Raw genomic sequence first — 19362 nt, forward strand, 5'->3', positions numbered from 1 at the left:
GCGGATGATCCGGATGGGCGATGACGCCGACATGCCTCGGAAAATAGCGTCGAAGGCATGGAGATCACGACCACCGACCTCGGGCTCGCCGCCCGCGTCCAGCACCTGAAGAAGACCTACGGCTCGGGCGAGGGCACCGTCCACGCGCTCGACGACGTCAGCGTGGGCATCCGCCGCGGCCAGTTCACCGCGATCATGGGCCCCTCCGGCTCGGGCAAGTCCACGCTCATGCACATCATGGCGGGGCTCGACAGCCCGACCGAGGGGCGCGCGTGGATCGGCGACACCGAGATCACCGGCCTCGGTGACATCGACATGACGATCCTGCGCCGCCGTCGCGTGGGGTTCATCTTCCAGGCCTTCAACCTCGTGCCGACGCTCGACGCGCTGGGCAACATCATGCTGCCGTTCGAGCTCGACGGCCGTCGCCCGAGTGCGCTCGAGCGGGCCCGCATCGACGGCCTCATCGAGACGCTCGGGCTCGGTTCGCGCCTGAGCCATCGGCCGCATCAGCTGTCCGGCGGTCAGCAGCAGCGCGTCGCGATCGCCCGCGCCCTGGCCACCGCTCCCGACCTCGTGTTCGCCGACGAGCCCACCGGCAACCTCGACTCGAAGACCGGGCGCGAGGTGCTGGGCCTGCTCGCGGCCGCGAGCCGCGAGCACGGCCAGTCCATCGCGATGGTCACGCACGACGCGATCGCGGCGAGCCACGCCGACCGGGTGCTCTACCTGGGCGATGGCCGGATCGTCGCGGACCACCCGCGTCAGACCGCCGAGCAGATCTCCGCGTACATGCTCGCCGCGGAGGTGGCGGCATGACCGCGCTCGCCACGGTCGTCCCCGAGACGAGGGCGACCGGACCCCGGCTGGGCTGGCTGCGCGATCGCGGCATGGGCGCCAGCATCCTGGTCGCGGCGCTGTCGGCCGCGTTCGGGGTGCTGCTCGTCGAGATCACCGCGTACATCGGCGCCGTGCTGCAGGCCGATCCCTTCATCGGAGACAGCGAGACGCTCGCCTTCGTCGTCGCGCTGCTCTCGGTCCTGCTGACCGTCGTCGCGATGTACGTCGCCGCGATCGTCACCGCGAACACGTTCTCGACCATCATCGCCGGCCGCACGCGCCAGATCGCGCTCCTGCGACTGATCGGGGCGACGGCGCGCTCGCAGCGGGCGCAGGTCGGGAAGCAGGGACTCGTGGTCGGCCTCCTCGGGGCGGCGATCGGTCTGCTCGCCGGCCTCGTGCTCTCGATGGTGGGGGTGCAGATCGGCGCGCAGCTGATCGCGAACGCCCCCTCCGACTTCTCGCTCGCCCAGCCTTTCATCGCGCTGCCGGCGATCGGTGTCGCCCTCACCACGTGGGCGGCGGCGTGGGCAGGATCCCGGCGTGTGCTCTCGGTCACCCCGCTGCAGGCGCTGGGCGGATCGGTCGAGCGCACGCACGACGAGGTCTCCGGCAAGCCCGGCCGTCACGTGGGCGCCTGGGTGCTGCTGATCGCGGGGGCCGTGCTCCTCGCGGGCGGTGTGCTCATCGGTCTCGTGACCCCGCTCGGCGTCGTGGTCGCATTCTTCGGCGGTGTGCTCTCGTTCACGGGACTCGCCCTCGGGTCGGTGCTGTTCATGCCCCCGGTGCTGCGCCTGGTGGGTCGCATGTTCGGGTCGAGTGCGACCTCGCGTCTGGCAGCCGAGAACGCGCTGCGCTACCCGGAGCGCTCGTCCCGGATGGCGATCGGCGTGGTGATGGGGGTGACCCTGGTGACGTTGTTCGCCGTGGCGCTCGAGTCGGCCAAGCGTCTGATGATGAGCCAGGTCACGGGGGAGGTCCCCGAGGAGTTCTTCGCGCCGATGGACGCCTTCGCAGGCGTGATGATGGTGCTGGTCGCCGTCTCCGCCGTGATCGCCGCGGTCGGGCTGGTGAACCTGCTCACGATCGGTGTGGTGCAGCGTCGCCGCGAGCTGGGACTGCTGCGGTCGATCGGCCTGTCCAACCGCCAGGTGCGTCGGATGGTCCTGCTCGAGGCCACGCACATCACGGTGGCGGCGACACTCACGGGACTCGTGCTGGGGGTCGTGTACGGCTGGATCGCGGCGCAGTCGCTGCTCGGCTCGGTGCCGACTCTGCCGGACTTCATCCCGGCGGGGCTCGTGGCTCCGCAGATCCCGTGGATCCCGGTGGCGATCATCGTCGTCGCCACGGCCGTGCTCACGCTGGTGGCGGCCGCGACGCCCACCCGCCTGGCGACGAGGGTGGCCCCGGTCGAGGCGCTCGCCGCGGACTGACGCCTCTAGGCTGGTCGGATGCCGTCGCCGTTCGATCAGTCCACGTATCAGGTCCGTCTCGACTGGGGCACCGCGGGGCTCGCCCGCCTCGCACCCGCCGACATCGTCGTGGTCGTGGACGTGCTGCGGTTCTCGTCCACGGTCATCGACGCGGTCGACTCCGGCGCCGATGTGAGCCTGGAGGCGTCCGCGTCATGGTCGCGGAACGGCGCGGCCGTGGCCCTTGCCGCCGCTCCGGACGCGACCGTGCTGGTCGGGGGCATCCGCAACGCGGCCGCGGTGGCCCGAGCCGTTCAGACGATCCAGGAGCGTCGACAGGAGCGTACCTCGGTCGCGGTCATCGCCGCCGGTGAGCTCGACGCCGACGGGACGCTGCGGTTCGCGGTCGAGGATCAGCTCGGCGCGGGAGCGATCGTGCTGGCACTGTCGGATCGGGGCATCGACCACACTGCTCCCGATGCGGCCGTCGCCGCCGAGGGGTTCCGCGCCCTGCGCGGTGCGCTGCGACACATGATCGGTGCGAGCGGATCCGGGCGCGAGCTCGCCGTCGGCGTCGCTTCGACCGCTCGCATCGAGGAGTCCGGGCTGGTGCCGACGTCGACCGCGGATGCCGCCGTGCTCGACGCCACCGACGTCGTGCCGGTTCGCGACGAGGGCTCGTTCATCCGCTTCGAGTGAGTGGTGCCGTCCGTTCCGGCACGGAGATCTCGGCCGGATGCCGCGGGGCAGGGGCTCGTGCGGCTCGGGACACGTAGGGTCGTGGCATGAGGTACCTCCCCGCAGTCATCGTCGACGTCGTGCTCGTGCTGATCTTCGCCGCGATCGGACGTGCGTCGCACGACGAGAACCCCGCCGGCTTCCTGCTCACCGCCTGGCCCTTCCTGATCGCACTGCTCCTCGGGCATCTCCTCGCCGCTTTGCTCCCCGGTCGCCCGCGCCGGCCGTGGTCGCTGCTGTGGGGCGCGGTCGTGTGGGTCGTGACGGTCGCGGGCGGCATGCTCATCCGCGTGCTCAGCGGTGACACCGCCGAGGTGCCGTTCATCATCGTGGCGACGATCGTGCTCGGGGTGTTCCTCGTCGGCTGGCGCGCGATCACGGCCCTGCTGCGCCGCCGCCGCGCTGCGGGCACGTCGGACGCCGGCATCGCCGCGGACGTGTCGGACGCCGCGGACGTGTCAGACGACACCGTGTCGGACGCCGACGTCACCACGACGCACGACGACCCGGAGGATCAGGCGCGCTGACGGGCTGTCAGCGCGGCATCTGGGCGGCGAGGCGCGCGTCGGTCGAGATCTCGCGGCGCGTCCAGGCGAACAGATGTCTGGCATCGAATGTGCGTGAACAGCGTGCGCACGACGTGGCCCTCGAGGGGCGACGGTGCCGGTACGTCACGTGCCCTGCGGGGCACCGGCCGACCCACGGCGCGAGCTCCACGGCGGTCTCCCCGCGATGCGTCGTCCCACCCACGTAGCCGAGCTCATGCGCGACGCGCTTCCACGCCGGACCGTGCGCGGCGGCGTGCCCGGCGAGCGCGTGCGCGACCTCGTGCAGCAGCACCTGATGGATCTCGTCGTCGTCGAAGCGCGCGGCGAGGTAGCGCGACACCGTGATGCGCTTCTTCGTGTAGTCGCACTGCCCGGCCCGACGCTTCGCATGATCGAATCCGAAGGACCAGCTGTCATCGAGATGCAGCGTGATCAGTGCCTCGCCCCAGACGCGCACACGGTCAAGTTCCGCCATGCGCTCAGGCTAAGCCATGCGACCGACATCGCGGTCGACGACAGGCTCAGCCCGCGACGAGCTGCGAGGGACGACGCCGCTCGGCGGCCTCGATCGCGAGCAGCGCTGTCTCGAGCTCACTGTCTTCCGCACCGCCCTCGCGGCGCAGGAACAGCGACTGCTTGAAGCTCTCCCGAGCCGTCTCGAAGTCGCCGGCGTCATACGCGTTCTTGCCATGGTGCTGATAGGCGAAGGCCGCGATCGACAGCCATCGCTGCCCCTCGGCCTCGGTCGCACAGGTGTCCAGCTCCTGCTCGGCGGCGGCGTGCGCTCCCCGGTACTGCAGGATCGTCGCGTGCAGCACTCGTGCGCGCAGCACGTCCTTGCGGGTGCCGGCCATGCGCGCCTGGCGCACCGTCTCGTCGGCCAGCGTGAGCGCCTCGTCCAGGCGGTCGAGCACCTTCAGCAGCCAGACCCGTTCCAGCAGAGCGGGCAGGCTGCGCTGCGACTCGATCTCTGCGAGACGCGTCGCGCACTCGTGCAGATCGACCACTTCGCGGAGGGTCTCCTGGTCGTATCCCCGGATGAAACTCATTGCTCTCCTTCCGCAGCGTCCCCGTCCAGTGTGCCTTCCGGTCGCACCGTCTGCGGGGCGGCGCGCCCTGGTCTGCGCATCCCGTCTCCGACACGCCGAGGGCGCCCGGGAGCTCGACTCCGAAGCGGACGGATCGGGTGGGGATCAGCGCAGGAAAAGGGAGGCGTCGGGCCGCGGCGAGGCCACGGCGTCGGCGTCGGTGACGACCCGTGCGCCCTGGATGAAGGCCACCACCTCGGCGCCCTGTGCGATCTTGGCGGGATGCGGACCGGCAGCCAGAATCCGCGGCAGCCACTCGGTCGGCAGGGGAGCGGCGGATGCGGCGATCACGAGGTTCCCGAACCGACGCCCTTTGAGCACCTGGGTGTCGGCGAGGACGGCGACCTCGGGGAGCACCTCGGCGATCGTCGCGGCCTGACGGCGGGCGAAGGCGAGCCCCGGGCCGTCGGCGACGTTGACGAGCAGCACTCCCCCCGGCGCGAGCAGTTCGGCGAGTTCGCGGTAGAACTCGACGCTGGTGAGGTGCGCGGGCGTCTGGGCACCGGAGTACACGTCCGACACGACGAGGTCGCAGCTCGCCTGCAGGGCGCTGGGCAGCTTGCGGACGCCGTCGCGCGCATCGCCGATCCGGATGCGGATCGCGGAGCCCTTCGGCAGCGGCAGGTGCTCGCGCACGAGCTGGGCGAGCGGCGCTTCGAGCTCGATGACCTGTTGGCGGGAACCGGGGCGGGTGGCGTCGACGTACCGGGGGATCGTGAGCGCACCGGCACCGAGGTGCACGGCCGTCAGCGGTCCCGGCGAGAGCTGGTCGATGACCGCGCCCATGCGCACGATGTACTCGAAGTGCAGGTGGGTGGGATCGTCGAGGTCGACGTGCGATTGCGGGGTGCCGTCGACGATCAGCTCGAAGCCGCTCGTGAACTCTGACGGGACGATGCGGGCGACTCCGCCGTGATCCAGGCGGACCTCGGGGTGCTCGGTGTCTCGCGCTCTCGTCCGGCCCATGGCACGAGCCTACGCGTCGGGCGTAGAGGTCAGCGCTGGTTGCCGACCGAGCAGGTCTCCTGCTCCAGCGTCTGCCCGGTGATGTCGGGAGGCAGCGTCGTCCTGACCTCCGGCGCCGCGGTCGCCTCGGTCGTCGGCGCGGGAGTCGCCCCCGGCGTCGGGGTCACGAGTTCGACGCCGCGGTGCGACGTGACGTCACCCGTCAGCTGGAGCGGCTGCCCCGACTTGATCGCGGCCCACAGCGCCTCGGCATCCGCCTCGTTCGGCACCACCTTGTCGTCGTCGTCAGGGTCGGCCACGTTCGGGTACTGCACGAACACGAAGTCGCTGAAGCGCACGTCCTTGAGCGCGAGGGCGAACTGGGCGAGACGCAGCGGGTCGTTCAGCGATTCGCTCGGGTCGATGTTGTCGGCGATGGCTCCGGCGATGCCGAGGACCTTCGTCACGTCGGTCAGCGTGTCCTCGCTGAGCACCTTCTTCGCGAGGCGCGACATGTACTGCTGCTGATTGGAGATGCGCGCGAGGTCGCTCTCGTCGCCGACGCCGTGCCGCGTGCGGATGAACTGCAGGGCCTCGACTCCGGAGACGGTGCGCGTTCCGGCGGGCCAGTCGATGCCGGTGTGCCGATCCTTGATGCCGTCGCCGGCGATGCAGACCTCGACGCCGCCGATCGCATCGGTGACGGCCATCACACCGTCGAAGCTGATCTTGGCGGCGTACTCGATCGGGATGTCCCCGAGCTCGCTCACCGTCTTCACGACGCAGGAGAGCCCGGCGTGCTCGAAGACGGAGTTGATCGAGGCCTTCCACATCGACGAGGCGACCGAGCCGTCCGGGCGCGTGCATTCCGGGACCGCGACGCCGAGGTCGCGGGGGAGGGAGACGACCGTGACGTTGCGAGGCTCCGCCGACACGTGCACGAGGAGGTTGACGTCGTTGCGGCTCAGGCCGTCGGCCTCGGAACAGCGCTCCGCGAACAGCGCCGTGGCCTTCGCCCCGCACTCGTCCGTTCCGATGATGAGGATGCTGAACGACTTGTCGGCCGGGTAGGCGCCGAGAGCCGGCGGGTCGACCTCGGGTGCGCCCTCCAGCGCCACGGCCCCGTCTCCCACGCGGTTGAACACATCGACGACCACGAAGGCCGCGACGGCGACAGCCGACACCGCCACCACGCCGAGCGCGATGCCGAGGAACTTCAGCAGCGTCGAGACGGCGCTGGGCGTGGGCAGGGTCGCATGGCGCGCGACCGTCGAACGGTCGGCATCGTCTCCGCGGCGAAGCATGCTGGCGAGCCTACCGGCGGCGGGTGATGTTACGGCCGCATGACGATTGTGGGAGGAACTTGCAGGTAATTAGTTAGTCGTGGATACTTTTTCCTAACCCCCGGTGAGTACCCGATGCTCGCCTGGACTTTTTCAAAGAGGAGATCCCTTCATGCACAAGCGCATTCTTCCGGCCGTGGCGCTCGGCGCCGTGGCCACGCTCGCCCTCGCCGGCTGCGCCGGCGGCAGCGACAACAGCTCCACCGACGGAGAGGGCAAAGAGCTCACCGTCTGGATCATGAAGGGAACCAACCCTGACGCCAGCGCCTTCTACGACAAGGTGTCCGACGCCTTCGAGAAGGAGACCGGCGCGACGGTCAAGATCGAGGAGATCCAGTGGGCCGACGCCCACGACCGCTTCGTGACGTCCATCGCCGGTGGCACGACCCCCGACATCGCCGAGACCGGCACCACCTGGACCGCCGAGTTCGCCGACGCCGGCGCGCTCCTCCCGATCGACGAGTACGTCGACGGTGAGAAGGGTCTGCGCGACGACCTGGTCGAGGGCCTCGAGGTCGCCGGCACCTACGACGACGAGCTCTACGGCATGCCGTGGTACGCCGGCGTCCGTTCGCTGGTCTACCGCGCCGACGTGTTCAAGGAGCTCGGTCTCGACGCTCCGAAGACGTGGGACGACATCGTCGCCGCGGGCGACGCCATCAAGGCCGCCAAGCCCGACATGCTCCCCTTCCCGGTCCCCGGTGACGCCGAGTTCCAGGTCTACCCCTGGGTCTGGGGTGCCGGTGGAGAGATCGCCACGAAGGACGGCGACACCTGGACCAGCGAGCTCGACAGCGCCGAGTCGCAGGCGGGCATCGAGTTCTACACGGGCCTGGCCACCGAGCACGGCTTCTCCTCCGCAGGTGCCACCACCTGGAAGGAGACCGACCTTCGTGACGCGTTCACGCAGGGCAACGTCGCCATGATGCTCTCCGGCTCCTGGACGCCGAACTCGCTGATCGAGGCGAACCCCGACCTCGAGGGCAAGATCGGTGCCGCGGTCATCCCCGGCAAGGACGGCGGCATCGCCCCGTCGGTGCTCGGCGGATCGCACCTCTCGATCTTCAACACGACGAAGAACGCCGACCTGGCGTGGGAGTTCGTGAAGCTCGTCACGACCGGCGAGTTCGCGGAGCAGTGGTCGGATGAGACCGGCTACTTCCCGGGCGTCCAGTCCGCGATGGAAGAGGCCCTCGCCTCGACCGACCCGCTCGTCGCACCGTTCGCCGAGCAGATGGTCGACGGCGGAGCATCCGTCCCGGTCACCCCGAACTTCGGCGCCGTGCAGGCGAAGAAGACGACCAACTCCATGATCCAGGCCATCCTCAGCGGACAGAAGGACGTCGCGACCGCGACGAAGGACGCCGCTGCCGAGATGACCGATCTGCTCAACCAGTAAGGAAGCATCCCTTCCATGTCGATGGTGCAAGCGCCACTGCCGGCCACGAAGGCGGAGTCCACCTCCGCCTCCGTGGCCGGCGGCCGGAAGCGACGCGGTCTCTCGGTCGTCGCGGCCCGCCCCTGGCTCCTTCTCGCGCCCGGGCTGGCCATCCTCGCGGTGCTCATGCTCTGGCCCCTCATCCAGGTGTTCATCTACTCGCTGCAGGACTACGGCCTGCGCGAGATCAACACCGGTGAGAACAACTGGATCGGTCTCGACAACTACGTCGAGGCGCTCACCAACCCGACTCTCTGGACGGTGGTGCTGCCCAACACGGTGGGGTTCGCCGCCGTGGCGGTCTTCGTGACCGTGGCGGTCGGCACGCTCGTCGCCCTGCTGCTCGCGCGGCTCGGCACCACGTGGCGTGTCATCGTCTCCAGCTGCATCATGGTCGCGTGGGCGATGCCCGCCGTGACCGGCACGTACGTCTGGACCTTCATCTTCGATGCCGATCGCGGTATCTTCAACGCGGTCCTCAAGGACCTGGGTCTGATGGACGCGTCCGTCAACTGGTTCACGAACCAGTGGTCGTTCTACGCCATCGTGCTCCTCAACGTCGTCCACCACGGCTTCCCGTTCGTGGCGATCACGGTGCTCGCCGGTCTGCTCGGCGTCTCCAAGGAGATGCTCGAGGCCGCGGCTCTCGACGGCGCCGGCGCCTGGCGTCGTTTCTGGAAGATCATCTTCCCGACGCTCAAGCCCGTCTTCTCGGTCGTGATCATCCTCTCGACGATCTGGGACTTCAAGGTCTTCGCCCAGGTGTACCTGATGCCGGGCGGTGGCGGCGGCAACCGCCAGGTGCTGAACCTCGGTGTCTGGTCCTACGTCGAGTCCTTCGGTCAGAACCGGTACGGCTTCGGTGCGGCCCTCGCCGTGCTGCTCACGCTCGTGCTGATCGGCATCACGATCGTCTACATCCGCTCCCTCATGAAGGAGGACGAGCTGTGAACCCGCGCCCGAGGCTCCGCTCCCGCATCGGAATCGGAATCGCGGTCGCCGCGGTCCTGATCTTCACGCTGTTCCCCGTCTACTGGATGGTCTCCAGCGCGTTCGACGGCAAGGCCTCCAGCGGTGGGCAGTCGCTGCTCCCGCAGGAGTTCACCTGGGACAACTTCGCCTTCGTCCTCACCGACGGCGGCTTCGGCACCTACCTGCGCAACTCGGCGATCGTGGCACTCGTCACGGTTCTCGTGAGCGCACTCGTGTGCCTCCTCGCCGCGGTCGCCGTGGCGCGGTTCAAGTTCAAGTTCCGCACCACGATCCTGATGATGATCCTGATCGTGCAGATGGTGCCGCTCGAGGCGCTCGTCATCCCGCTGTTCCTCCAGGTCAAGAGCCTGGGCCTGCTGAACAGCATCCTCGGCCTGATGGTCGTCTACGTCGCCCTGTCGCTCGCCTTCGGCATCTGGATGCTGCGCGGTTTCGTCGCGGCCGTCCCGGTCGAGCTCGAGGAGGCCGCGTACATCGACGGTGCGAGCTGGTGGCGCATGTTCCGCTCGGTCCTGCTGCCGCTCGTCATGCCGGGCCTCGTCGCGACCAGCATCTTCAGCTTCATCACGGCGTGGAACGAGTTCATCTTCGCGATGACGATCCTCGGCGCCCAGACCGACCAGTACACGGTCTCGATCGGCCTGAAGTCCTTCTTCGGTCTGCACTCCAACGACTGGGGCAGCATCATGGCCGCGTCGACCATCATCACCGTCCCGGTCATGATCTTCTTCGTGCTGGTGCAGCGCAAGCTCGCCTCCGGCATGGTCGCGGGAGCGGTGAAGGGATGACCGACGACCTCGAGCGCCTCGCGAACGGCGTGCTGTGGCCGGGCTTCTTCGGCACCGAAGCGCCCGAGTGGCTGCGCGATGAACTGCGTGACGGACTGGCCGGAGTCGTGTACTTCGGCCAGAACGTCGGCGAGGGGCTTCCCGCCCTCAGCGCCGCGATCCTGGACGCGAACCCCGACGCCCTGATCGGGATCGACGAGGAGGGCGGCAGCGTCACCCGCCTCGAGTCCGCCACCGGGTCGACCGTGCCGGGCGCGGCCCAGCTCGGTCTGCTCGACGACCTCGTCGCGTCCGAGAAGACCGGCGCGGAGCTCGCCCGACGGGTGCGCGCGGTCGGCGCCAACGTGGTGCTCGGTCCGGTCGCCGACGTCAACACCGACCCCCGCAACCCGGTCATCGGCGTGCGGGCCTTCGGCGACGACGAGGCGCTCGTCTCGCGGCACGTCGTCGCGACGATCGACGGCATCCAGGATGCTGCGGTGGCCGCCTGCGTGAAGCACTTCCCGGGCCACGGCGACACCCACATGGACTCGCATCACTCGCTCCCGGAGATCACCCTCGATCTCGAGGAGTTCGAGCGGGTGCACCTCGAGCCGTTCCGGGCCGCAGTGGATGCCGGTGTGGATGCCGTCATGACGGCGCACATCGTCGTCCCGGCGTGGGGCGAGCAGCCCGCCACCCTCAACCCGCGCGTGCTCGGCATGCTGCGTGACTGGGGCTACGACGGGGTCATCATCACGGATGCGCTCGACATGGCCGCCATCCGCGAGACGGTCGGACTCGGCGGGGGAGCAGCGCTGGCACTCGCGGCCGGCGCCGACCTCCTCTGCATCGGGAACCCGACCAACCCGGGTGATGCCGCGCTGCCCGACCAGGACGAGCGGGACTTCCGCGCCGCACGGGACGGGATCGTCGCCGCGCTGCGTGACGGCTCGCTGTCTCGGGAGCGGGTCGAGGAGGCGGCCGCTCGCGTCGCCGCACTCGCGACGAAGCTGCGCGTGGCGGCCGAGAGCGAGCACGAGCCCGTGGCCGAGCTCGACGCCGCCGAGATCGTGCGCCGCGTGGTGACGGTCTCCGGCGAAGCCCCGGAAGTGGTCTCCGAACTCGCCGTGATCGATGCACGGCGCCGCTCGACGCTCGCCGTCGACAGCGCAGGTTCCTATGTCGCGAACGCCCTCGCGGGAGACGGTCTGCGCGTGCGCCTCGACGTCGCCTCCACTCCGGAGTCGGAGCAGGATCGTGTGCTCGACGAGGTCGTCGCGGCCCCGGGCACCACGGTGCTCCTGATCGACCGGCCCGACACGGATGCCGCACAGCGGGCCCTCGTGGAGCGGGCCGCCGCGCGCGATTCGGCCGCGGTCGTGGTCAACGTCGGGCTTCCCGCCCGGGGTGCACTGCCCCTGCCGACGGTCGAGGTCGCGGCAGCCAGTAGGCTCGGTGCGCAGATGGCGCGCGAGGTCCTCCTCCGCAGCAGAGGGTGAACAGCGCCGACTGAGACAGGATCCTTCCATGGACGATGACGTTCTGGCTCGGGTGCGCAGGTCGCTCCCGAAGCTCAGCGCTGCCGAGGCGCGGGTCGCGGAGACGATGCTCGGCGACCCGACGCTCGTCGTCGACCTGGCGATCAACGATCTCGCGCAGCTGTGCCGGACCTCGCTGTCGACCGTGGCGCGCTTCTCGCAGTCGCTGGGGTACAGCGGCTACCGGGAGCTGCGGGTGTCGGTGGCGAGGGCGATCACGCTCGCGCAGGCGCAGCAGGCCCGGTTCGGGCTGGACACCACCGCGATCGATCCGGACGACGGACCCACGGCGATCGCCGCCAAGCTCGCGGCGCAGGAGATCGATGCGATCGAGAAGACCGCTCTCGCGCTGGATGCGGACGCTCTCGACCGGGTCGCCCTGGCCCTGGTCGACGCGCGCCACATCGATCTCTTCGGCCAGGCCGCGTCGTCGCTGACCGCGCAGGACCTGCTGCTGAAGCTCTCGCGCATCGGCTGCTCGGTGTCGCACTCGCCGGATCCGCACCTCGCGATGACGACGGCTTCACTGAGGACGACGGGCGACGTCGCGATCGCCTTCTCCCATGGTGGGGAGACCACGGAGACGCTGCGGGCGCTGGAGGTCGCACGGGACGCCGGGGCGCTGGCGGTCGCCGTGACGAGCGTCGCCGAGTCGTCCCTGGCCCTCGCGGCGGACATCGTGCTGCTGACGCAGGCGCGCGAGTCACCGTTCCGGATGGCGGCGATGTCGAGTCGGATCGCCCAGCTCGCCCTCGTCGACGTGCTCTTCGTGCGGGTCGTGCAGCACCGCGGTGAGCTGGTCACCGTCTCGCTGCAGCTGACCCACGACGCCGTCCCCCCGCGCCGACACTCCTGACCGCCCGGTCGCCGGCGAGGTCCACCGCGACGAGCCCCCCTCTCACCCACCGGCTCGCACGAGGGCGGAGGCGCGGGCGCGGGAGGCATGAAGGGGCGTCACGTCTCGCTTCGCTCGCTCGACGACCGGGGTGGCAGGGCGGGGGCGTCTCGTCTCGCTCCGCTCGCTCGACGACCGGGGCGATCAGTCGACGTGGTCGCGGGTGCTGAGGAGCGCCCGGGTCGCGATGCGGTGACCGCGGGAGAGGCTGCCCGTCAAGGACAGCCCGGTGAGGACGCCCGCGAGGAACCCCGCCGCGAACGCGTCTCCGGCGCCGATGGTCTCCACGACGGGCGCATCCAGCGCGTCGCTCTCGGCCTTCTCCGCTCCATCGAAGGCGACGGCGCCACCCGGGTCGGTGACGAGCAGGTACCTCGGCTGGGGGAACAGCGCGCGCAGTTCCTGCGGATCGCTCGTCCCGAACACCGCCTCGGCGTCGGGACGGGTGCAGAACACGATGTCGGCGCGGCGCGCGAAGTCGGTGACGACGGCTCGACCCTCGTCCTCGCGACCGCGCCAGAGCGCGGGACGCCAGTTGAGGTCGAAGCTCAGCAGCCGGTCGGGCCGGGCCGCCGAGAACAGTGCATCCTGCGCGGCGAGCGCCGACGGAGACAGCGCCGGGGTGATCCCGGAGGTGTGCACCAGCGCGGCCTCGGCGAGGAGGGCGGATGCCGGCGCCGCGGACAGCGTCTGCGGCGAAAGGCGAGCGGCTGCGGAGCCTGCGCGGTAGTAGTGCATCGTCCCGTCGACCGCGCCGTCCGGGCGCGCGGAGAGCTCTTTCACGTAGAGCCCGGTCGGGGCGTCATCGTCGACCTCGACCGCGGAATCGTCGACGCCGTGTGCGCGCAGCTCCGCCGTCAGGAAGCGGCCGAATCCGTCGTCGCCCACCCGCGACACGACGGCGGTGCGGATGCCGGCGGACGCCAGGGCGATGGCCGTGTTCCACTCTGCTCCGGCCAGTGATCTGTCGAACGTCCGGGACTGCTCGAGCGGTCCTGTGGAGGCGGCGACGAGGGCGACCATGCCCTCACCGAAGCAGACGGCGAGCGGGGTGGAGTCGGGCACGATCTGGACACTACCGGATCGTCGACCGTCGCATTTGTATACCGGATCGCAACGTGAATCGTTTGGCATCTGAGGATTCGCTGGGTACCGTCGAAGCATCACCGTCCCCGAGGCGAAGAGGCCTCGGGACGCGCAACGAAGCGCCCGACAGGGAAGGTCACACAATGCACCAATCAGTCACGCGTCGGCGAGGACTCATCGCCGTCACCGGAGCCACGATCGCCGCTCTCGCCTTGGCGGGATGCGTCGCGAGCGAGCGAGGCGACGAAGGCTCGGAAGGCTCGGGCGATGTCGACGGCACGTTCGTGTTCGCCGCGTCCTCCGACCCGGCGAGCCTCGACCCCGCCTTCGCGCAGGACGGCGAGAGCTTCCGTGTCTCGCGTCAGATCTTCGAGGGTCTGGTCGGCACGAAGCCCGGCACGGCCGACCCCGCCCCGCTCCTCGCCGAGTCGTGGGAGCCGTCGGAGGACGGCATGTCGTACACCTTCGCGCTCAAGGAGGGCGTGACGTTCCAGGACGGGACGCCGTTCAACGCCGAGGCCGTCTGCGTCAACTTCGACCGCTGGTTCAACTGGACGGGCCTCGCCGCTTCCGAGGCGTTCGGCTACTACTACAACAAGCTCTTCAAGGGGTACGCGTCCAACCCGGCCGACGCCGTGTACAAGTCCTGCACCCCCGACGGCGACAACTCGGTCACGATCGCGCTGAACAAGCCGTTCGCCGGTTTCGTCGCCTCGCTCTCGCTCCCGTCGTTCTCGATGCAGAGCCCGTCCGCCCTGAAGGAATTCGGCGCGGATGACGTCAGCGGCTCCGCAGAGGCGCCGGTCCTCTCCGAGTACGCGATGGGGCACCCGGTCGGCACCGGGCCCTACCAGTTCGACGAGTGGGCTCCGGGCGAGCAGGTCACGCTCAAGTCGTACGACGGCTACTGGGGTGACAAGGGCCAGATCGACGAGATCATCTTCCGGACCATCGACGACCCGACCGCCCGCCGCCAGGCGCTCGAGTCGGGCTCCATCGACGGCTACGACCTCGTCGGCCCCGCCGACACCAAGGCTCTCGACGACGACGGCTTCACGATGGTGTCGCGTCCGCCGTTCACGATCCTCTACCTGGCGTTCAACCAGGCGGTGCCGGAGCTGCAGGACCCGAAGGTCCGCGAGGCTCTGTCCTACGCGGTCGACAAGGACGCCCTGATCAGCCAGGTGCTCCCGGAGGGCACCGAGAAGGCGACACAGTTCGTCCCGGACAGCGTCAACGGCTACAACCCCGACGTCACGACCTACGACTACGACCCCGAGAAGGCGAAGTCGCTGCTGGCCGAGGCCGGTTACGACGAGGCGAACCCGCTGAAGCTCACCTTCAACTACCCGGTCAACGTCTCGCGTCCGTACATGCCGGACCCCGAGCAGATCTTCACGGTGCTGTCGTCGCAGCTCGCCGAGGTCGGCGTCGAGACCACCCCGGTCTCGGAGGAGTGGGTCGAGTACCTCGACCGCACCACCGGCACTTCGGACCACGGCATCCACCTGCTCGGGTGGACCGGTGACTACAACGACACCGACAACTTCGTCGGGGTCTTCTTCGGGCAGAAGAGCTCGGAGTGGGGCTTCGACAATCCCGAGCTGTTCAAGAAGCTGACGGAGGCGCGTGGCGTCTCCAACCTCGAAGAGCAGACGCCGCTGTACGAGGACATCAACGAGATGGTCGCCGAGTTCATCCCCGGCGTCCCGCTCGCGCACCCGGCGCCGACCCTGGCGTTCGACCCGCGCGTGAAGAGCTACCCGGCCAGCCCGGTGAACGACGAGGTCTTCACGGACATCGTCCTCACCAAGTAACGGCCACCAGCCATCCTCGCTCGGTCGTCGAACGAGCAGAGCGAGACGAGACGCGGTCTCCGGACGGATTCCGCGTCTCGTCCCCTCGCTCCGCTCGCGCTCGGCGACCGTGCGGGGTGACCGGAATCAGGTAGGAGATCTTCGTGCTGCGCACCATCGGCAGGCGACTGCTGTTCCTCATCCCCACCCTGTTCGGGCTCAGCATCCTGCTGTTCGCCTGGGTCAGGGCCCTCCCCGGCGGCCCCGCGGTCGCCCTTCTCGGCGAGAAGGCCACACCGGAGGCCGTCGCCAGGGTCAACGAGCTCTACGGGTTCGACAAGCCCCTCATCGAGCAGTACTTCATCTGGATCGGACGTCTCCTCCAGGGCGACTTCGGCACCTCGATCCAGACGAACCGGCCCGTGGTCGAGGAGTTCATGCGCCGCTTCCCGGCGACACTCGAGCTCAGCGTCATGGCGCTCATCTTCGCGATCGGCGTCGGCATCCCGCTCGGGTACTGGGCTGCCCGTCGACACGGGAAGTTCACGGACCACGCCTCGGTCGTGTTGAGCCTGGTCGGCATCACCATCCCGGTGTTCTTCCTCGCGTTCATCCTGAAGTACGTCTTCGCGGTGCAGCTGGGCTGGCTGCCGTCGGACGGACGGCAGAACCCGCGGATAGACGCGACCCATCCCACCGGGTTCTACGTGTGGGACGGCATCATCACGGGTGAGTTCGATGCGGCCTGGGATGCGATCCTGCATCTCATCCTGCCCGCGCTCGCGCTCGGCACCATCCCGCTCGCGATCATCGTCCGCATCACCAGGGCCAGCGTCCTGGAGGTGCAGAACGCGGACTACGTGCGCACGGGACGAGCCAAGGGCGTCGGCGCGCCGACGCTCCGCAACCGGTTCATCCTGCGCAACGCGATGCTTCCGGTGATCACCACGATCGGCCTGCAGACCGGGCTCCTGATCTCGGGGGCGGTGCTCACCGAGACGGTGTTCGCCTTCCCCGGCATCGGCTCGTTCCTGGCGAGGGCGATCTTCACCAGGGACTTCCCGGTCCTCCAGGGATTCATCATCTTCATCGCGATCGCGTACGCGCTGATCAACCTGGCGGTCGATGTCTCCTACAGCTTCATCGACCCGAGAGTGAGGGTGCAGTGATGTCCCTCTCCATCGTCCGAAAGGAGGCGGTCGCATGAGCATCGCACTCCCGCCCGCCCAGGGCCCGTCCTCGGAGAGCGGCGGCAGCATCGACACCGTCGCGATCGCCCAGGCCGACCTGAAGAACGGCTCCGGCGGCTTCTGGGCGGATGTGTTCCGCCGCCTCCGCCGCAATCCGACGGCATGGATCGGCGCGGCCATCGTGCTGGCGTTCCTCCTGGTCGCCGCGCTCGCGCCCCTCATCGCCCCCTATCCGGAGACGGCGCTTCCGGGAGCGAAGTACATCACCCCGACGCACATCCCCGGGCCCGGCGAGCTGCCCGAGTTCCCGCTCGGACTCGACCGCTTCGGCGGTGACGTGCTGTCCAAGCTCATCTGGGGTGCCCAGGCATCGCTCCTGATCGGTGTGATCTCGACCGCGATGGGCCTGGTCGGAGGAATGATCCTCGGGCTGCTCGCCGGAACCTTCGGCGGGTGGGTCGACACGCTCATCATGCGCATCGTCGACATCATCCTCTCGGTGCCGAACCTGCTGCTCGCGGTGTCGATCGCCGCGATCCTCGGGCAGACGCCGTTCGCGGTGATGATCGCGATCGGGGCGTCCCAGGTGCCGATCTTCGCGCGCCTGCTCCGGGCGTCGATGCTGCAGCAGCGATCGAGCGACTACGTGCTGTCGGCGCAGACGCTCGGCCTCGGCCGCGGCAAGATCACGATGTCACACGTGCTGCCGAACGCCATCGGTCCCGTGATCGTCCAGGGGACCCTGACGCTCGCGACCGCCGTCATCGACGCCGCGGCGCTGTCGTTCCTCGGTCTCGGCGGCGGACGCCCGGAGACGGCGGAGTGGGGGCGCATGCTCACCTATGCGCAGGCGGAACTCGCGATCGCCCCGTGGCTCGCGTTCCTCCCCGGCATCTGCATCGCCGTCACCGCGCTCGGCTTCACCCTGCTGGGTGAGGCGCTGCGCGAAGCGATGGACCCACGGACGAGGGCGCGATGAGCGCTGCGAAGGAGAATCAGATGGAGCCGCTGCTGTCGGTCCAGGGGCTGGCCGTGGATTTCGCCACCATGGACGGGGTGGTGCACGCCGTCGAGGGCGTCGACCTCGAGATCCGTCCCGGCGAGACCGTGGCGATCGTGGGCGAGTCGGGGTCCGGCAAGTCCACGACGGCGATGGCCATCATCGGGCTGCTCGCCGGGGGTGGCAGGATCGCCGCCGGCAGCATCCTGCTCGACGGGAAGGACATCGCCCACGCGCCCGAGCACGAGCTGCGGTCGATCCGCGGTCGCGACATCGGCCTCGTGCCGCAGGACCCGATGTCGAACCTGAACCCGGTCGCGAAGATCGGCACGCAGGTCGCGGAGACGTTGCTCGCGCACGGTCTGGCCACTCGGCAGAACGTGCAGTCGAAGGTGGTCGAGGCGCTGACCGCGGCCGGGCTGCCCGATCCGGAGCGTCGGGCCAAGCAGTATCCGCACGAGTTCTCCGGCGGCATGCGTCAGCGCGCGCTCATCGCGATCGGTCTGGCGTGCAATCCGCGGCTGCTGATCGCCGATGAGCCCACGAGTGCGCTCGACGTCACGGTGCAGCAGACCATCCTCGACCAGATCGGGCAGATGACGCGCGAGCTCGGTACCGCGGTGCTGCTCATCACGCACGACCTCGGTCTCGCGGCCGAGCGCGCGGAACGGGTGATCGTGATGCATCGCGGCAAGGTGGTGGAGCAGGGCGATGCGCGACAGATCCTGGAAGATCCGCAGCATCCGTACACGCAATCGCTCGTGAAGGCGGCGCCCTCGGTCGCCGCGGCTCGCCTGCGGCCCGAGGCGTTCCGCACGGCGGAGGCCGTCTCGTCTCCCTCCGCCGACGCGACGACCGAGGAGCGTCCGTCGACCGAGGAGCGCCCCTCGACCGTCGGGCGCGGTGCGGAGGCGGAAGACGCGAAGCCCGACTACATCGTCGAGATCGAGAACCTCACCAAGGTCTATCCGGTGCGGGGACGGGGTGAAGACTTCGTCGCCGTCGACGACGTGTCGCTGGTGATCCCGCGGGGAGAGACCGTCGCGATCGTGGGGGAGTCCGGCTCCGGCAAGACCACGACCGCGCGGATGCTGCTCAAGGTGATCGAGCCGACGAGCGGGCTGATCCGCTACGGGGGGAAGGACATCGCGACACTCTCCCGGGCGGAGACGCGCGACTTCCGGCAGCAGGTGCAGCCCATCTTCCAGGACCCGTACTCGAGCCTGAACCCGATGTTCACGATCGAGCGGCTGATCGGCGAGCCCCTGGACTTCTACAAGCGGGGGAGCGGTGCCGACCGGCGCCGGCGGGTGCGGCAGCTGCTCGACGACGTGGCCCTGCCGCAGTCGATGCTGCGGCGGTACCCCTCCGAGCTGTCGGGTGGACAGCGGCAGCGCGTCGCCATCGCCCGTGCCCTCGCGCTCTCGCCGGACCTGATCGTGTGCGACGAGCCGGTGTCGGCGCTGGACGTGCTGGTGCAGGACCAGATCCTCAGGCTGCTCGGCGACCTGCAGCGGGAGTACGGCCTGAGCTACCTGTTCATCTCGCACGACCTCGCGGTGGTGCGGCTGATCAGCGACTACGTGTGCGTCATGAAGGACGGCCGGCTCGTGGAGGCGGCGACCTCGGAGGAGATCTTCACCAACCCGCGCGACCCGTACACACGGCGACTGCTGGCCTCGATCCCGGGCAACGAGCTCAACATCGCCTCCTGAGAGCACCGCTCGTCGAGACCCCTC

General features: G+C 69.4%; 18 protein-coding genes. 13 read left to right on the forward strand and 5 right to left on the reverse strand.

The window, feature by feature from the left end; translation table 11 throughout:
• Positions 1 to 57: 57 nt before the first annotated feature.
• From MME74_RS04115 to MME74_RS04130, 4 genes are all read left to right on the forward strand, one after another.
• Positions 58 to 819, forward strand: coding sequence for an ABC transporter ATP-binding protein (locus MME74_RS04115; protein ID WP_267417441.1), 762 nt, complete (start codon positions 58 to 60; stop codon positions 817 to 819).
• Complete coding sequence (locus MME74_RS04120) at positions 816 to 2276, forward strand: ABC transporter permease (RefSeq protein ID WP_267417442.1); 1461 nt, start codon at positions 816 to 818, stop codon at positions 2274 to 2276. Before MME74_RS04115 ends, MME74_RS04120 begins: the two co-directional genes overlap by 4 nt.
• An 18-nt stretch (positions 2277 to 2294) precedes the next feature.
• Positions 2295 to 2954: a 2-phosphosulfolactate phosphatase gene (locus MME74_RS04125; protein WP_267417443.1), complete on the forward strand. Its 660-nt coding sequence runs from the start codon at positions 2295 to 2297 to the stop codon at positions 2952 to 2954.
• A gap of 86 nt (positions 2955 to 3040) precedes the next feature.
• A complete protein-coding gene (locus MME74_RS04130) occupies positions 3041 to 3520 on the forward strand; it encodes a DUF3054 domain-containing protein (protein WP_267417444.1) in 480 nt (159 codons plus the stop codon).
• A gap of 7 nt (positions 3521 to 3527) precedes the next feature.
• Here MME74_RS04130 and MME74_RS04135 read toward each other — a convergent pair whose 3' ends face one another.
• From MME74_RS04135 to MME74_RS04150, 4 genes are all read right to left on the reverse strand, one after another.
• Positions 3528 to 4016, reverse strand: coding sequence for a SprT-like domain-containing protein (locus MME74_RS04135; protein ID WP_267417445.1), 489 nt, complete (start codon positions 4014 to 4016; stop codon positions 3528 to 3530).
• A gap of 46 nt (positions 4017 to 4062) precedes the next feature.
• Positions 4063 to 4590: a hypothetical protein gene (locus tag MME74_RS04140; protein ID WP_267417446.1), complete on the reverse strand. Its 528-nt coding sequence runs from the start codon at positions 4588 to 4590 to the stop codon at positions 4063 to 4065.
• Positions 4591 to 4734: 144 nt separating this feature from the next.
• Entirely contained in the window at positions 4735 to 5595 is an 861-nt protein-coding gene (locus MME74_RS04145; protein ID WP_267417447.1) for a spermidine synthase, read from the reverse strand.
• A 29-nt stretch (positions 5596 to 5624) separates the two neighbouring features.
• Positions 5625 to 6878: an LCP family protein gene (locus MME74_RS04150; protein ID WP_267417448.1), complete on the reverse strand. Its 1254-nt coding sequence runs from the start codon at positions 6876 to 6878 to the stop codon at positions 5625 to 5627.
• A gap of 151 nt (positions 6879 to 7029) precedes the next feature.
• Here MME74_RS04150 and MME74_RS04155 point away from each other — a divergent pair, with 151 nt between their 5' ends.
• Genes MME74_RS04155 through MME74_RS04175 form a run of 5 tightly spaced genes read left to right on the forward strand, consistent with a single transcriptional unit; the run spans position 7030 to position 12512 of the window.
• Positions 7030 to 8316 (forward strand): sugar ABC transporter substrate-binding protein, encoded by a 1287-nt coding sequence (locus MME74_RS04155; RefSeq protein WP_267417450.1) that lies wholly within the window; start codon positions 7030 to 7032, stop codon positions 8314 to 8316.
• Between the two features lie 15 nt (positions 8317 to 8331).
• The gene (locus MME74_RS04160) at positions 8332 to 9306 is read left to right on the forward strand and encodes a carbohydrate ABC transporter permease (RefSeq protein WP_267417451.1); all 975 of its coding nucleotides are present in this window, start codon (positions 8332 to 8334) and stop codon (positions 9304 to 9306) included.
• Positions 9303 to 10136: a carbohydrate ABC transporter permease gene (locus MME74_RS04165; RefSeq protein WP_017828171.1), complete on the forward strand. Its 834-nt coding sequence runs from the start codon at positions 9303 to 9305 to the stop codon at positions 10134 to 10136. The genes MME74_RS04160 and MME74_RS04165 overlap by 4 nt, the downstream gene beginning before the upstream one ends.
• Positions 10133 to 11617 carry a glycoside hydrolase family 3 N-terminal domain-containing protein gene (locus MME74_RS04170; RefSeq protein ID WP_267417452.1) on the forward strand — a complete coding sequence of 495 codons (1485 nt, stop codon included), beginning with the start codon at positions 10133 to 10135 and terminating at the stop codon, positions 11615 to 11617. The genes MME74_RS04165 and MME74_RS04170 overlap by 4 nt, the downstream gene beginning before the upstream one ends.
• A gap of 28 nt (positions 11618 to 11645) precedes the next feature.
• Positions 11646 to 12512, forward strand: coding sequence for a MurR/RpiR family transcriptional regulator (locus MME74_RS04175; protein ID WP_267417453.1), 867 nt, complete (start codon positions 11646 to 11648; stop codon positions 12510 to 12512).
• Positions 12513 to 12695: 183 nt separating this feature from the next.
• On the opposite strand, the gene MME74_RS04180 is transcribed toward MME74_RS04175, so the two are convergent.
• Complete coding sequence (locus tag MME74_RS04180; protein WP_267417454.1) at positions 12696 to 13616, reverse strand: sugar kinase; 921 nt, start codon at positions 13614 to 13616, stop codon at positions 12696 to 12698.
• 164 nt (positions 13617 to 13780) lie between these two features.
• Here MME74_RS04180 and MME74_RS04185 point away from each other — a divergent pair, with 164 nt between their 5' ends.
• The 4 genes from MME74_RS04185 (at position 13781) to MME74_RS04200 (ending at position 19338) form a co-directional block, all read left to right on the forward strand.
• A complete protein-coding gene (locus MME74_RS04185) occupies positions 13781 to 15454 on the forward strand; it encodes an ABC transporter substrate-binding protein (protein ID WP_267417455.1) in 1674 nt (557 codons plus the stop codon).
• Positions 15455 to 15597: 143 nt separating this feature from the next.
• The gene (locus MME74_RS04190) at positions 15598 to 16602 is read left to right on the forward strand and encodes an ABC transporter permease (RefSeq protein WP_267417456.1); all 1005 of its coding nucleotides are present in this window, start codon (positions 15598 to 15600) and stop codon (positions 16600 to 16602) included.
• Between the two features lie 34 nt (positions 16603 to 16636).
• Positions 16637 to 17602: an ABC transporter permease gene (locus MME74_RS04195; protein ID WP_267417457.1), complete on the forward strand. Its 966-nt coding sequence runs from the start codon at positions 16637 to 16639 to the stop codon at positions 17600 to 17602.
• On the forward strand, positions 17599 to 19338 hold the full coding sequence (locus tag MME74_RS04200; protein WP_267417459.1) for an ABC transporter ATP-binding protein: 1740 nt from the start codon (positions 17599 to 17601) through the stop codon (positions 19336 to 19338). Before MME74_RS04195 ends, MME74_RS04200 begins: the two co-directional genes overlap by 4 nt.
• The last annotated feature ends 24 nt before the right edge of the window (positions 19339 to 19362 follow it).

This window comes from Microbacterium oxydans (assembly GCF_026559675.1).
Lineage (GTDB): Bacteria > Actinomycetota > Actinomycetes > Actinomycetales > Microbacteriaceae > Microbacterium > Microbacterium oxydans_D.

What these genes read in the sequence shown, in the direction of transcription:
- MME74_RS04200 (WP_267417459.1), top strand. Translation starts at nt 17,599, where the DNA reads ATGAGCGCTGCGAAGGAGAATCAGATGGAGCCGCTGCTGTCGGTCCAG.
- MME74_RS04145 (WP_267417447.1), bottom strand. Translation starts at nt 5,595, where the DNA reads ATGGGCCGGACGAGAGCGCGAGACACCGAGCACCCCGAGGTCCGCCTG.
- MME74_RS04120 (WP_267417442.1), top strand. Translation starts at nt 816, where the DNA reads ATGACCGCGCTCGCCACGGTCGTCCCCGAGACGAGGGCGACCGGACCC.
- MME74_RS04185 (WP_267417455.1), top strand. Translation starts at nt 13,781, where the DNA reads ATGCACCAATCAGTCACGCGTCGGCGAGGACTCATCGCCGTCACCGGA.
- MME74_RS04175 (WP_267417453.1), top strand. Translation starts at nt 11,646, where the DNA reads ATGGACGATGACGTTCTGGCTCGGGTGCGCAGGTCGCTCCCGAAGCTC.
- MME74_RS04135 (WP_267417445.1), bottom strand. Translation starts at nt 4,016, where the DNA reads ATGGCGGAACTTGACCGTGTGCGCGTCTGGGGCGAGGCACTGATCACG.
- MME74_RS04170 (WP_267417452.1), top strand. Translation starts at nt 10,133, where the DNA reads ATGACCGACGACCTCGAGCGCCTCGCGAACGGCGTGCTGTGGCCGGGC.
- MME74_RS04130 (WP_267417444.1), top strand. Translation starts at nt 3,041, where the DNA reads ATGAGGTACCTCCCCGCAGTCATCGTCGACGTCGTGCTCGTGCTGATC.
- MME74_RS04125 (WP_267417443.1), top strand. Translation starts at nt 2,295, where the DNA reads ATGCCGTCGCCGTTCGATCAGTCCACGTATCAGGTCCGTCTCGACTGG.
- MME74_RS04140 (WP_267417446.1), bottom strand. Translation starts at nt 4,590, where the DNA reads ATGAGTTTCATCCGGGGATACGACCAGGAGACCCTCCGCGAAGTGGTC.
- MME74_RS04150 (WP_267417448.1), bottom strand. Translation starts at nt 6,878, where the DNA reads ATGCTTCGCCGCGGAGACGATGCCGACCGTTCGACGGTCGCGCGCCAT.
- MME74_RS04195 (WP_267417457.1), top strand. Translation starts at nt 16,637, where the DNA reads ATGAGCATCGCACTCCCGCCCGCCCAGGGCCCGTCCTCGGAGAGCGGC.
- MME74_RS04160 (WP_267417451.1), top strand. Translation starts at nt 8,332, where the DNA reads ATGTCGATGGTGCAAGCGCCACTGCCGGCCACGAAGGCGGAGTCCACC.
- MME74_RS04115 (WP_267417441.1), top strand. Translation starts at nt 58, where the DNA reads ATGGAGATCACGACCACCGACCTCGGGCTCGCCGCCCGCGTCCAGCAC.
- MME74_RS04155 (WP_267417450.1), top strand. Translation starts at nt 7,030, where the DNA reads ATGCACAAGCGCATTCTTCCGGCCGTGGCGCTCGGCGCCGTGGCCACG.